This is a genomic window from Silvibacterium acidisoli, from assembly GCA_022870745.1.
In the GTDB taxonomy this organism is placed as follows: domain Bacteria; phylum Acidobacteriota; class Terriglobia; order Terriglobales; family Acidobacteriaceae; genus Silvibacterium.
The window spans coordinates 2,361,755-2,374,603 of sequence record CP085323.1 but is presented as its reverse complement, the minus strand read 5'-3'; the positions used below and the strand labels follow the sequence as shown (position 1 = coordinate 2,374,603).

General features: G+C 59.2%; 9 protein-coding genes. 4 read left to right on the top strand and 5 right to left on the bottom strand.

Annotation, left to right across the window (positions count from 1 at the left end; all coding sequences use genetic code 11):
• Window positions 1–4: 4 nt before the first annotated feature.
• The 4 genes from LJD29_RS09850 to LJD29_RS09835 all read right to left on the bottom strand — a co-directional run bounded on the left by LJD29_RS09850 (window position 5) and on the right by LJD29_RS09835 (window position 6,421).
• Entirely contained in the window at window positions 5–1,390 is a 1,386-nt protein-coding gene (locus LJD29_RS09850; RefSeq protein WP_446745585.1) for an NAD(P)/FAD-dependent oxidoreductase, read from the bottom strand.
• 131 nt (window positions 1,391–1,521) lie between these two features.
• Complete coding sequence (locus tag LJD29_RS09845; protein WP_446745584.1) at window positions 1,522–2,916, bottom strand: DUF3300 domain-containing protein; 1,395 nt, start codon at window positions 2,914–2,916, stop codon at window positions 1,522–1,524.
• A gap of 213 nt (window positions 2,917–3,129) precedes the next feature.
• Complete coding sequence (locus tag LJD29_RS09840; protein WP_446745583.1) at window positions 3,130–6,063, bottom strand: IPT/TIG domain-containing protein; 2,934 nt, start codon at window positions 6,061–6,063, stop codon at window positions 3,130–3,132.
• A gap of 157 nt (window positions 6,064–6,220) precedes the next feature.
• Complete coding sequence (locus LJD29_RS09835) at window positions 6,221–6,421, bottom strand: allantoinase (RefSeq protein WP_446745582.1); 201 nt, start codon at window positions 6,419–6,421, stop codon at window positions 6,221–6,223.
• Between the two features lie 77 nt (window positions 6,422–6,498).
• Here LJD29_RS09835 and trxB point away from each other — a divergent pair, with 77 nt between their 5' ends.
• The 4 genes from trxB (at window position 6,499) to LJD29_RS09815 (ending at window position 11,618) form a co-directional block, all read left to right on the top strand.
• Window positions 6,499–7,434: a thioredoxin-disulfide reductase gene (gene trxB / locus LJD29_RS09830; RefSeq protein ID WP_446745581.1), complete on the top strand. Its 936-nt coding sequence runs from the start codon at window positions 6,499–6,501 to the stop codon at window positions 7,432–7,434.
• 210 nt (window positions 7,435–7,644) lie between these two features.
• The gene (locus tag LJD29_RS09825) at window positions 7,645–10,212 is read left to right on the top strand and encodes a glycoside hydrolase family 3 C-terminal domain-containing protein (RefSeq protein WP_446745580.1); all 2,568 of its coding nucleotides are present in this window, start codon (window positions 7,645–7,647) and stop codon (window positions 10,210–10,212) included.
• A gap of 94 nt (window positions 10,213–10,306) precedes the next feature.
• A complete protein-coding gene (locus LJD29_RS09820) occupies window positions 10,307–10,927 on the top strand; it encodes an SEN1982 family lipoprotein (protein WP_446745579.1) in 621 nt (206 codons plus the stop codon).
• Window positions 10,928–11,033: 106 nt separating this feature from the next.
• Window positions 11,034–11,618 carry a histidine phosphatase family protein gene (locus tag LJD29_RS09815; protein ID WP_446745578.1) on the top strand — a complete coding sequence of 195 codons (585 nt, stop codon included), beginning with the start codon at window positions 11,034–11,036 and terminating at the stop codon, window positions 11,616–11,618.
• A gap of 95 nt (window positions 11,619–11,713) precedes the next feature.
• On the opposite strand, the gene LJD29_RS09810 is transcribed toward LJD29_RS09815, so the two are convergent.
• Window positions 11,714–12,769 (bottom strand): acyltransferase family protein, encoded by a 1,056-nt coding sequence (locus LJD29_RS09810; RefSeq protein WP_446745577.1) that lies wholly within the window; start codon window positions 12,767–12,769, stop codon window positions 11,714–11,716.
• Between the last annotated feature and the right edge of the window lie 80 nt (window positions 12,770–12,849).

Below are 12,849 nucleotides of genomic sequence, written 5' to 3'. Positions count from 1 at the left end.
CGCCTTACGCTGTGCGTGCGCCCGGTGAGTTCTGGTCAAGCGGTGTGGTCTTCGCCGACTCATGAACGCCTGGCTGGCTGTCCCAGCCCGGCAGATCCTGGCTGCCGGTGATCAGGCGCGCGCCATGCGTGAAGGTGAAGTAGTTGTAGATCCAGTCGAAGAAGACAGCAACGCGGTTCCTGAACCCGACGAGGAACAGCACGTGGATCAGCAGCCAGGTAATCCAGGCCGGGAACCCGCTCCAATTGGCCTTGAAGGGCCACTTGATCCTCGCTACGGCAGCCATGCGGCCGATGGTCGCCATGTCGCCCTTGTCGAAGTAGCGGAAGGATGACCGGCGCTGTCCGCTCAGGTCCTGCTTGATCATCTTGCCAACATGGTCGCCCATCTGCATAGCTGGCTGTGCCACGCCGGGAATCTGCTTGCCTTCCTGCTCGAAGTGCGCAAGATCTCCACAGACAAAGATTTCCGGATGCCCATTGGGGTTCAGCGTCTCGTTCACCAGCACGCAACCGCGGCGATCGGTCTCCACGCCCAGCATCTTGCCCAATGGAGAAGCCTGCACACCCGCAGCCCAGATCGTCACGACGGAGTTGATCCGCTTCTCGCCCGCCATGATGTAGCCTTCCTGGATATCCGTCACCTGCACACCGGTATGCACTTCCACGCCCAGCTTCGCCAGCTGTTCCACGGCTTTGCCAGACAATTCTTCAGGGTATGCAGCCAGAATGCGCGGACCGCCCTCGATCAGGCGAACCCGCGCCTTGGTGGGATCGATGTGGCGGAAGTCGTGGGACATGTAACGCTTCGCAATGTCGGAAATTGCGCCGGCCAGCTCCACACCCGTAGGTCCGCCGCCAATCACGTTGAAATCGAGCGGAGGGTGCGATCCGGTTTCCAGCATCTGGCGCTCGGCCAGTTCAAACGCCAGCAGCACTCGACGGCGAATCTCGATGGCGTCCTCGATCGTCTTCAGACCCGGAGCATTCTGCGCCCACTCATCATGTCCGAAATACGAGTGCGTCGCACCGGTCGCGAGCACCAGGTAATCGAACTCCATTCGCGCGCCGCTCTTCAGGTCAACCTGCCTGCGATCAAGGTCGAATTTAACGACTTCGTCCATGAGCACTTCGATATTCTGCTTGCCGCTTACGATCGCGCGAATCGGCGATGCGATGTTCGCCGGAGAGAGCACGGCGAGCGCAACCTGATACAGAAGTGGTTGAAAAGTAAAGTGGTTCCGTCGATCGATAACTGTCACATCTACTGGCTGGTTGGCCAAAGCCTTCGCGGCGTGCGTGCCTGCAAAGCCTCCCCCGATGATGAGGACCCGAGGTCTGCGCTTCTCTGCGATCGCGGGCACTTCCACCCGGTCTGATAACACTGGCATCTTTCCTCCCTGAGCTTAGATTCCCAAAATACACTCGACTTTAGAAACAAAGCCGCTCTTTTATTATGGCCCGGAAATAGAAAAGCGGATGGGCTAAAGCCCATCCGCTTTTTATTGCCGGTAAGATATTTTTACCTATGATGACCACCACCGCCGCCGCTCGGGTGACCGCCTCCATTGGAATGAGGAGCAGATCCGTGAGACTGCGGTGCCGGATGCGAGGCCGTGGGGTGGGAGTTATTCATCGCCGGACGAGCATTGTTGTTCGGACGATTAAAGTTGCTGCTTCCCCCGCTGGGCCGGGCCGTGTTCGTATTCGGCCGATTGAAGTTGTTCGATCCCCCGGGACGGTTTCCATTAAAGCCGCCGTTCGAAGGGCGGTTGAAATTATTGTTTCCGCCGGGACGATTGAAGTTGTTGTTGCCACCCGGATGGTTGAAATTATTATTGCCGCTAGGCCGGTTAAAGTTATTCCCGCCGTTTCCATGGAAGTTGTTCCCCCCGGGGCGATTGAAGTTATTTCCGCCAGGACGGTTAAAGTTTCCACCGCCGTGGTAGGCACCCGAGCGTACTGCCAGGTTTCTATTGAAGGCGCGGGCTCCGGGCGCACGATCGAAGTGTCCGTAATAACCGTGGTTGACGACCGTCACGCTGCGTGACACGTACACGTTGCGGTTGAAGACGACGGTGCGGTCATGCCATCCCATGCCCCAGTTGTGCCATCCCCATCCCCAGTGGTTCCATCCACCGATGGCGATACCGATGCCAAAACCCAGCCCAATGCCTGCAGCAAAGAACAAGCCGGCCGGCCGGGGTGGAGGATAGTAGCCGCCCCAGGCGACGATCGGGGCTCCGTATACACCCCAGGGATTGTAGTAAGGCACGTACACGACGGCCGGGTTTACAGGCGCAATCACGATATTGCCCGGATCGTAGGTGACGTCCAGCTGCTGGTTCGTGCGCAGATTGCCTGCCTGATAAGCCCGCTGACGCATGGTCTGCACAGCGGCCATCACGTCCTGCGGCTGGTTGTAGTACGCGTTACCAAGCTGGCTGGTCCAGTCGAGATTCTTGTCGAGATTGCTGAGCACCGACGGAAACGCCACGAGCGCCTTCACGCTGGGGTCCCAGGGCATACTGTCGATCATCGGGCCGAGCTGGTCCGGCGGAACGCCCGGATGCGACTGCACGAAGCGGTCCGCGTCAACGACCTGCGAAGGAAACGTCGACGCGGCAAGGATCTGTGCGACCAGCGAATCCGGATAGAGAGCGATCGGCGCAACCATCTGGCCCAGCTGATCCGGACTCAATGCATTCCACTGCTGCGGTGGAGGGCCTTCCTGATCGGGCGCACCCTGATCAGGGCCCTGCTGGTACTGTTGCTGCTGGTCGTACTGCTGCTGCTGCTGTTGATCCGGTGGCGGCGGAGGCGGCGCCTCCTGGGCAAAAACGTCTGCCACTCCCAAAGGAATCATGAAATACACAAGGGTGCAGGCTACCGCCTGCTTTCCTAGCCTGAGAACCATGCCACTCACTGAATTCATTGTCGAGCCTAGCCTTTCCGGCAAATCCTGTTCACGTATCAACCGCCGTGTTCCATCAGGAACTGCCCGGCGTCTCATACACTCTGACACAGAATGCCCTCGGAGAGTTGCGCTCCCCAGGCCATCTTTCGACGCAATCTTCGCCGCCTCTCACAAACCGGCAAGCCGTACCTTCCCTGCTGCAAATCGAACAAATCAAGGCCCTTGTTCAGGATATTGCTGAAGCTCGAAGGTCAATGAACTGGAGCTTCCTGTTACCGCCGTCACAAACAGCCTTGACGGCTGGCCGGGAATCGATAACGGCGTAAAACTGACCGTTCCATCTGCGACTGACATACCCTGCAGCGTTTGCTGCTGAAGTACGGGAGGGGTTGGGCAGGGACCGTACTGGGCACAGGCTGGCGTCCAGCCCTCGAGCGTTTCATAGAATGTGACGGGCGCTCCAGCCATGGGGTGGCCAACGGCATCGGTCACTTTGATTGTGACCGGAGCAAGCCCCTGCGGTAAGACGGCTTCCTGATTCGTGCCGCTTTCCGGAACCAGGAGAGCCGTTTCTGTGTGGACGGCTGTCACATTGAACTGGGCACACGATCCCGATTCTGCCAGACACGCGTTCACGGGAATGACATCGCCAGCTGCCAGCGAACTCACCTGCACCTGCTGGGTCACGATCCCGCTCGCGCCGCTCGTGCTGGTGTTGCTGAGGGTGGTAATGCGGCTCGACGCGGAAGTCCAGCTCACCATTTCATTTGCCGCTGGAGCGCCATGACTCAACACCAGCCCCTGCGGCTGCCAGGTCGCGGCCCCGCCGATCGCAACATAAAGGTTGGGCGTAACCGCGCTGATAGACGGCGGCACACCACCGGTAAATTCCGCCAGAATCCTCGCTCCGTTTGTAAGCGAGGCTGTTACCTGCGCCAGCACTGCGGTCGTCGCCTGCACCATTACAGTCGCAGTTCCATCGCCTGCGGTCGTTATCTCGCAGGTTGCCTGTCCACACCCGAGAGCAGCCTGCCCCTGCGTCACGGTGTAGCTGACGGTCACGCCCGCCGCCGGTGTCATACCGTCGGAGCCGCGCGCCTGCACGGTAAAGGGCAGCGGAACATCCATCGCCACCGTGTTCTGCGGAGCGGTGACAATCGCCAGGGCGTCTCCGGTCTGGGCATCGTAGCTCAGGCCGTCCGGAATCATGGCGACACCCCAGCTCTGCGGGTCCCGCACCTCGACGACCACATCGCCGGTCACCCCATTCGAAGGTGGGGCAATTGCGGTAATCTCGGTGGGATCGATGCCGGTGACCGTAGCTGCGACTCCGCCCACCGTTACCGTATTGCCGACCCGAAATCCCAACCCTGCAATTACGATCGGACCGCCCCCCGAACCGAGGCGTGCGGGGGCTACTGCATCGGCATAAAGCACCCTGCCTCCGTATAGATAATCCGGTCGTCCATCGCCGCGAAAATCCGAGACTGCGAGGCGTACCTCGCCCTCGGAGAGCGTCGTTACAGGCAAAGTGGTCAATCCTGTTTCGAGGCCGTTGAACGGCTCTGCCGTCGCCGTGGCTGGAGGGTCCTGGGTTGCGTCGGTCGCATTCCAGATCCCCAGCACCGGCTCGGCCTTTTCAATCGTCGGCCTGCTGCTGTCATCGAAGGTCATCGCCTCCACCGTGAACACGCGGTTGGCATGCACATGCCATTGCAGCCAGCTCGTGTGCCCGTAACCGGAAAGGCGCGAGGTCCACTGCCCGCTCGGCGACAGGTTCGCAGGCTGGGTTTCGATCCCGTCATCGGCCGAATCCGAAGCATCGGCCGAGTTCTCGATCACGATATTCTGGGTCAGGTTCGATCCGGCGGTCAGCCCGGACAACGACAGAGTCGGCATGGTTCCGGAGGGTGTGACCTGGCTGGAGGTGTAAGGGCCAACTGAACTTGCCCCGACGTACAAAGGATCGATGGCCTCGAGGCTCAGCTGATAACTGGCCGTCGTTTCCCCAGCCGGCAGAGGAATGCCGCTGAGATCGAAAAAACCCTCCATCGTCTCATCGTCCGTGCCAAATCGGTTCAGTGCGTTGCCCTGCGCATCTGTCATGCCGGTTACCGGGTTGCCGGCCTGGCCCTGAAAGGCGGCTCCACTCACAGCGCTGACCGTATAGCGAAGATCGGGCAGATCGGTGCCAGGGATGAAGGGCGTCAGAACAACATTCACGCCCTGCATTCCCTGCCCACGTTTGAACTGGACCGTTCCTTTTACGGAGACGGTGTTGGCGGCGGTTAGAACCTTGCCGGCAATCGCACCCAGGTTCGCCGAAGTCACCGGGTAGGCACGATTCAGCGCCGCGATATCGTCGAGCCGTAATGTCGTACCGTTCGGCAGGCAGGTGAGCCCGGTGGCGTTGCAGAGCCGCTCGATGGGATGCATGACAGGCCATCCTGCCAGTCCCGCCGTGCTGATCTGGTTATCGAGAAACATCGCTTCGTTCACCTGCGACCAGTCGAGTCCCAGCACCTGCCCGAAGCCGCGCACCAGCTGGTAGGGCAGCACCGCCAGTCCGGCAGCAGTCGTCGAACAGAGACCGTTCACGATCATGGTGGCGTGCACGATGTTGCCCGCAGTGGAGAAGTTGTCCACGGTCACCATGACGCCATTCTGGTCGCAGCGCGCCGCGTTGCTGGCTCCTTGGCCATAAAGCGCATCGATCACCGAGCCATCGGCGTCATAGATCACGGCTACGGGCCTGGCTGTGTCGGCCGGTAGGATATCGGCAGGTTCGCTCAAAACCCCGTTTGCATTCGTGACATTCAACCCGCTCACGTCTTCCGAGAGCGTACCGGCGTAGGCGATCTGTACCTCCGCCGTGGTGACCGCATTCCATACGTTGGCCGCTGCGATTACCATCGCGCTCGCCTGGGCCGATGTCTCAGTAGTACTGAGCGCGCCCTGGTCGAGGAAGAATCTGACGCTCCCCCCCGCCCAAACGATGGGCACGCCCTTTGCTGAAGCTGAAAAGTAGGACGAGCCAGCCGTCCAGCGGGTTCCACCGGCATAAGCGTCCCTGCCTGCGATCAGGCAGAGCAGGGCCACAAGCGCAACGAACAGCACCCGCTTCCAGTCCAGACAATCCTGCCTCATGCCGCCTCCGGAACCCGCCTTGGGCGTGGTTCCTTCTTATTGCGCCATGAAGGGGTGAGCTATGCAGGGATTTGCATACAGGGAATCGGCCTGCCTGCCCGGAATGGTCTTGTGCTGGAATGCCGCCCCGTTCCGGGAAGCGGGCAGGTTGTAATTGTCAGATTTCCGGAAAGAAATCGAAGAAGGCGTCGATACTCTGTTTGAGCTGTGCCTCGATCTGCTCGCGCGAGCCTTCGAGCAGGTGCATGGTCACGCGTGCCTGGTTGCCATTCTTGAGCTCAACGAGCGCTTCTCCTGCTCCGGCGATTTCATCGGCCGGCAGCAGGCGCAATCCATAAACTAGAGCCAAATTTGCCATAGGATCATCTTATCTCTGTGTGCTTTGGCGGGTGCTCAGGCCCCGTCGAGCAGGTACAATCGAAACGACACTTTCTTATGACTGATAACATTCGCGACACCGTTATCCTGGGTTCTGGTTGCTCAGGACTTACTGCCGCCATCTACGCAGCGCGCGCTAACCTGAAGCCCCTTGTCATTGAAGGGCACGAGCCGGGTGGACAGCTTTCCATCACCACCCTGGTCGAGAATTTTCCCGGCTGGCCTGAAGGCATCCAGGGCCCACAGCTGATCGAGAATATGAAGCAGCAGGCGGCCCGCTTCGGCGCCGAGTTCCGGATGGGACATCTCGTCTCCGCCGACCTCTCGAAGCATCCCTTCACGCTCCGCGTCGGCAGCGATACGATCCACACTCGCACCCTGATCATCGCGAGCGGCGCATCGGCACGCTGGCTCGGACTGCCCTCGGAACAGGCGTTGATCGGCCACGGCGTCAGCTCCTGCGCGACCTGCGACGGTTTCTTCTTTTCGGGGAAAGAGATCGCGGTCGTCGGCGGCGGCGATTCAGCCATGGAAGAAGCGCTGTTCCTCACCCGCTTTGCCACCAAGGTGACGCTGGTGCATCGCAGCGAGCAGTTCCGTGCTTCGCGCATCATGCTGGAGCGCGCAATCGCTCATCCCAAGATCGAGTTCCTTTCGAATGCGCGCATCGAAGAAGTGCTCGGTGTCGAGGAGAAGGAAGTCCACGGCATCCGCGTGCGCGACACGGTCACCGGTACTGAGAGCACACTGCCTATCAGCGGTTTGTTTCTCGGCATTGGCCACGAACCGAACGCCAAGATGTTTGCCGGCCAGATCGATCTCGACGAAGACGGTTATGTGAAGACGCATGACCAGGTCTTCACCCGCGTGCCCGGCGTTTTTGCTTGCGGAGATGTGCAGGACCGCCGTTATCGCCAGGCCATCACCGCCGCCGGATCGGGCTGCATGGCTGCCCTCGAAGTCGAGAAGTACCTCGAAGAGCACGGTCACTGAGACGGAAACGCTTTTCAAGAAAAGGCCGCCGGAAAACGGCGGCCTTCCTCTTTTGATAGCGTAAGAGGTATTATCCCCCGGGAGCGACTGAAGAACATGCTTCGAACCACCATACCTGCGCGGCTTTCCTGCCTTTTTCTGCTGCTCTGCTTTTTGACTGCCCTCTCCGCTGCCTCGGCACAAACAAAGTTTCCGTTTCAAGACCCATCCTTGCCGACCTCCAGGCGTGTCGATGACCTGGTTTCCCGCATGACGCTCGAGGAAAAAGTTTCGCAGATGGACAACGGCGCAGAAGCCATCCCACGCCTCGGCGTTCCCGCATACGACTGGTGGAACGAAGGCCTGCACGGTATTGCGCGCTCTGGCTACGCGACGGTTTTTCCGCAGGCCATTGGCATGGCCGCAACGTGGGACACGACATTGCTGGGAGAGATCGGCACGACCATCTCGACCGAAGCCCGCGCCAAGTATGAGCAGGCCCTGCGCGAGAACAACCACAGCATCTATTACGGACTCACCATCTGGTCGCCCAACATCAATATCTTTCGCGATCCCCGCTGGGGCCGTGGCCAGGAGACCTATGGCGAAGATCCTTACCTGACCAGCCGTCTGGGTGTTTCGTTCGTAAAGGGCCTGCAGGGCGATGATTCCGAATACCTGAAGACGGTCGCGACTCCGAAGCACTTCGCCGTTCATAGCGGCCCGGAGAGCTCGCGTCACAAGTTCAACGTTGAGCCCTCGAAATACGATCTCGAAGACACCTACCTTCCCGCCTTCCGCGCGACAATTACTGAGGGTCATGCAGAATCCCTCATGTGCGCTTACAACCGCATCGACGGTGACCCGGCCTGCGCGAATCGCGTGCTGCTCGAAGAACATCTGCGTAAGGATTGGGGCTTCAAGGGCTACGTCACCTCCGATTGCGGAGCCATTGACGACTTCTACGAGAAGTGGGGACACCACTACTCACCAGATGCCGAGCATGCAGCCGCTTCCGCCTTGCTGGCGGGAACCGATATCAGCTGTGGCGAGACCTATAAGACGCTGACGAAGGCCGTGAAGGACGGCCTGGTGAAGGAAAGCGACATTGATGTCGCGTTGAAGCGTCTCTTCATGGCCCGCTTCCGGCTGGGCATGTTCGATCCGGCAGACAAGGTCCGTTATGCGCAGATTCCTTTCAGCGAAGATGATTCCGCCGAACATCGCGCGCTCGCCCTTAAAGCGGCGAATGAATCCATCGTCCTGCTGAAGAACGAGAATCACCTGCTGCCGCTCGCGCCGTCTGTGCACACGATCGCCGTCGTCGGCCCCAACGCCGCGTCCATCGCGGCGCTTGAGGGCAACTACAACGCCATCGCGTCGCACCCAGTCATGCCCATTGATGGCATCCGCAGCGAGTTCAAGGGCGCGAAGGTGCTGTACGCCGAAGGCTCTTCTTACGTGGAAGGCCTGGCCGTCACGGTGCCGCGCAATGCGTTGCACCCGTCCGCACATTCGAAGGAGGAGGGCCTGAAGGGAGAGTACTTCGCCTCCGCCGACTTCTCTGGAAAGCCTGCACTGAGCCGTGTCGATCCGCAGATCGATTTCGACTGGAATGCCGCGGCGCCGGTTGCAGGCACGACACTGATGAGCTTCAGCGTGCGCTGGACCGGCACCATCACCGCGCCGGCTGCCGGCGATATCCCCTTCAACTTCTCGCTGGCCGGATGCTACCCGTGCGGCGCACGCGAGGCCTACACCGTCTACCTCGACGGCAAGCAGGTAGCACAGCACACGCTTGAGAAGGATGCCAACTCCCGCGACCTGCCTGACTTCACGCTGCATTTCACGGACACGAAACCGCACAGCTTCCGCGTGGACTATTCCCACGACGGAGGCCGTTTCGGCGCCGGACCGACACTGAACTGGAAGGCTCCTGCAGATTCCCTTCGTCAGCAGGCTATCGCGATTGCGAAGCAGGCCGATGTCGTCGTTGCCTTCGTTGGCCTTTCACCGAATCTTGAAGGCGAAGAGATGCCGGTGCACCTGGAAGGCTTCGCCGGTGGCGACCGTACCGATATTCAACTGCCTGCTGCGCAACGCCAGCTTCTCGAAGAGCTAGGCGCGACCGGCAAGCCGCTTGTCGTTGTTCTAATGAATGGCAGCGCACTTGCGGTCAACTGGGCCAAAGAACATGCCCAGGCCATTCTCGAAGCCTGGTATCCGGGCGAAGTGGGCGGACAGGCCATTGCCGACACCCTGAGCGGAAAGAACAATCCGTCGGGACGTCTGCCGCTGACCTTCTACAAGTCCATCGATCAACTACCTGCATTCGACGACTACGCGATGAAGGGCCGCACCTACCGTTACTTCAAGGGTGAGCCGCTCTTCGCATTCGGTTATGGACTCAGCTACAGCCATTTCACCTACTCCAACCTGCACCTGTCGAAAAGCACTCTGCAGGCCGGCGACACGCTGCTTGCAGAAGCCGACGTGAAGAATGACGGCAAGATTGCGGGAGATGAAGTCTCCGAACTGTACATCACTCCGCCGGCAAGCGATCTGGCTCCCGTTCGGGCGCTGAAAGCCTTTACGCGTGTTCATGTAGCGCCGGGAGAAACCGAGCATGTTCGCTTCGAGCTTTCGCCGCGCCAGTTGAGCACGGTGGACGCAGCGGGCGACCGCGCCGTGCGTCCGGGCGAATACACGATCGTTGTGGGCGGCGAGCAGCCGACCACTGAGCAGCCGGGCCTGAGCGAAAAATTAACCATCGAAGGAACGAAGCCCGTCGCCCGCTAGGGCGGCATGAGCCGATAAGACCCTCCATGCGTGGAGGGTCTTATCGTTTCCTGAACTTTACGCATCCTACCGACTACCAAGGGGGGTTCTCTGGATGCGTAAAACAAGAATCGCAACGTATGCCATCTGTGCGACATTGCTCATGGCCGCTGGCTGCAAGACCAACACCGTCGACAAGATGGCCTTTAAGTCGGCGATCAATGATTACTACAAGGCAAAGCCTGTCTGTGTATGGACCACAACAGTGAAATTTCCTGCACAGGCCGATACGTCGAATGACGATCAGACGAAAGGCTTCGACGCGCTGGTCGATGCCGGTCTGCTGACGCGGCAGTCCGCTGAAAAGAAGCGCTTCCTCATCGGATCGAAGCAGGTCAACAACTACGATCTCTCTGACAAGGGCCGTTCAACCTGGACGGCTGATCCTTCGCAGCCTGGCTACGGCAACTTCTGCGTTGGTCCTCGCGAAGTGACGAACATCGACAGCTACACTCCGCCGGATAACCCGAATGCAACCCAGTACTCCGTTGCTTATCACTACGACATTGCTGGTGCGCCGGGCTGGGCAACCAGCCCCGAAACGAAAACGGCATTTCCTGCACTGGCAGCCGACCTGTCCGGTCAGCAGACGGCCACTGCGGCCCTGGTGAAGTCGAGCAATGGATGGCAGGTCTCCAGTGTTCAGGGGCCGAGCGCATCGGATTTGCCGAAGTAATTGAGCTCTCAGGCAGATAAAAAGCCCGCTCATCGGAGCGGGCTTTTTATCTGCCATTTCAGCGTCCTTGTTGAGGAATTGAATACACTCTCCTTAAAGGAGATCTATGACAGGTTCGGGCAACACGCGCCCCCTTGAGATATGGCTCATCCGTCACGGAGAGACGGAGTGGAGCAAGAGCGGACAGCACACAGGGCGCACCGACATCCCCCTGACGGCTGAGGGCGAGAAAGCAGCGATCGCTCTCAAGCCTCGACTGGAAGGCATACAGTTTGACGCGGTGTTCACCAGCCCCATGCAACGCGCCCGCGAAACCTGCCGCCTCGCCGGACTGGATAGCAGCGCTGTGATCGAGCCGAATCTCAAGGAATGGGACTACGGCATTTACGAAGGCAAAACAACAAAAGAAATTCAAAAGGACACGCCCGGATGGTCCATCTGGACGAGTTCCATCCCGGAAGGCGAATCCATCGAGCAGGCCGCGGACCGGGCTCGAGAGGTGATCGCCGCCGCATCGCAGTTCGAGGGCCGTGTCGCTCTTTTCGCGCATGGACACATCCTTCGGATCCTTGCTGCCTGCTGGCTGAACGATGACCCCACGCTGGCAAAGCACCTGGTGCTGGGAACGAGTTCGTTGTGCATACTGGGCTTCGAACGCACCACGCGCGCGCTTCTGCGCTGGAATGGATAAGCAAAACAAAAGCCCGCTCTTCGGAGCGGGCTTTATTTCGTTCGCGCAATTCTCTAGATACATGGATGTAAACCCGCGCTCCGCGTAGCCCGCATTCAGACTGTGGCGTGTTCACGTTTCGGTGTTCTCTTGTAGAAAAACTTCATCAGTGGTTGCTCGAGGAAGCGAAAGCTGAGATAGCCCAGGCCGAGCACGCAGGGAATGATGATGATGTAGGCGAGGATGAAGCCGCCCGGAAGATGCCGCAGGATCGCCGCAAGCGGCCGGCCTATCGTGGCGATGACGATGATGTGGCTAAGGTAGAGCGAGTAAGACCAGTCTCCGATGGCGTCGATCCACGGATGATCGAACCATCGGGAATGCCCTTCCAGTTCGATCGCTCCCCAGACAAACAACGCCGCTGGTGGAGTCCACAGTGCGATCCTCAGCCATGGACGTTCATCGATTCGTGCGATCGAACCTGCGTTCTCCACTACGCACCAAAGGGTCACTCCAAGGAAGCACAGCACAGCCATTAAGACTGCCAGTCTTCCTCGAAAGGAGTTTGAACTTACTCGCCGATAAAGCAGGAAGAGGCAGCAGCCGACAATAAATTCAAGGTCGTACGCGCTTGAGAGAAGAGCGATAACTGGCGGGGGATGAATATGGATTGCTCCGACAAGAAAGATGACGAGAGCCCACGCACCAAGAAAATAGGGCAGCCATTTTTCCAAGAGCAATAACATCGCCACTCCAAAAACAAGATAGAAGGCTACCTCGTAAGACAATGACCACGACTGCACGACCAGATTTGGCGACTCGCTTGGTATCAGCAGGAAGGCCCGCAAAAGATGCGGTTTATGGCCAGCCAGGGCGTTTACCAGCGACGGCTTGTACAGGAAGATAGCCAGCGCAATCATGAAGTAAAACCAGAACACCGGATAGATGCGCGCGACGCGATGATACAAAAAGGTAAGAGCATTTCGGATAACCCTGAACTTACCTGTTGTAACGAGTGATATTACTAAACCGCTGACGATAAAAAACACATCTACGCCAATATTGCCGGCACGAAAGAGCCGGCAATGGTTCGAGTGGAAGTAGCGTTCTTCGAGACCAGAGATATGACTCAGAATGACGCCCAGAACGGCGTAGGCACGACATGCCTGCACACTCTTAAGGCGCGACTTTCTGGCCCGTACAGTCGGTGCAACAGGGAGACCCGTGGAGAGTATCAAAGCGCCCTCGCAGG

Coding starts and splice junctions, on each gene's coding strand:
- LJD29_RS09850 (WP_446745585.1), bottom strand. CDS start 1,390: ATGCCAGTGTTATCAGACCGGGTGGAAGTGCCCGCGATCGCAGAGAAG.
- LJD29_RS09845 (WP_446745584.1), bottom strand. CDS start 2,916: ATGGTTCTCAGGCTAGGAAAGCAGGCGGTAGCCTGCACCCTTGTGTAT.
- LJD29_RS09840 (WP_446745583.1), bottom strand. CDS start 6,063: ATGAGGCAGGATTGTCTGGACTGGAAGCGGGTGCTGTTCGTTGCGCTT.
- LJD29_RS09835 (WP_446745582.1), bottom strand. CDS start 6,421: ATGGCAAATTTGGCTCTAGTTTATGGATTGCGCCTGCTGCCGGCCGAT.
- trxB (WP_446745581.1), top strand. CDS start 6,499: ATGACTGATAACATTCGCGACACCGTTATCCTGGGTTCTGGTTGCTCA.
- LJD29_RS09820 (WP_446745579.1), top strand. CDS start 10,307: ATGCGTAAAACAAGAATCGCAACGTATGCCATCTGTGCGACATTGCTC.
- LJD29_RS09815 (WP_446745578.1), top strand. CDS start 11,034: ATGACAGGTTCGGGCAACACGCGCCCCCTTGAGATATGGCTCATCCGT.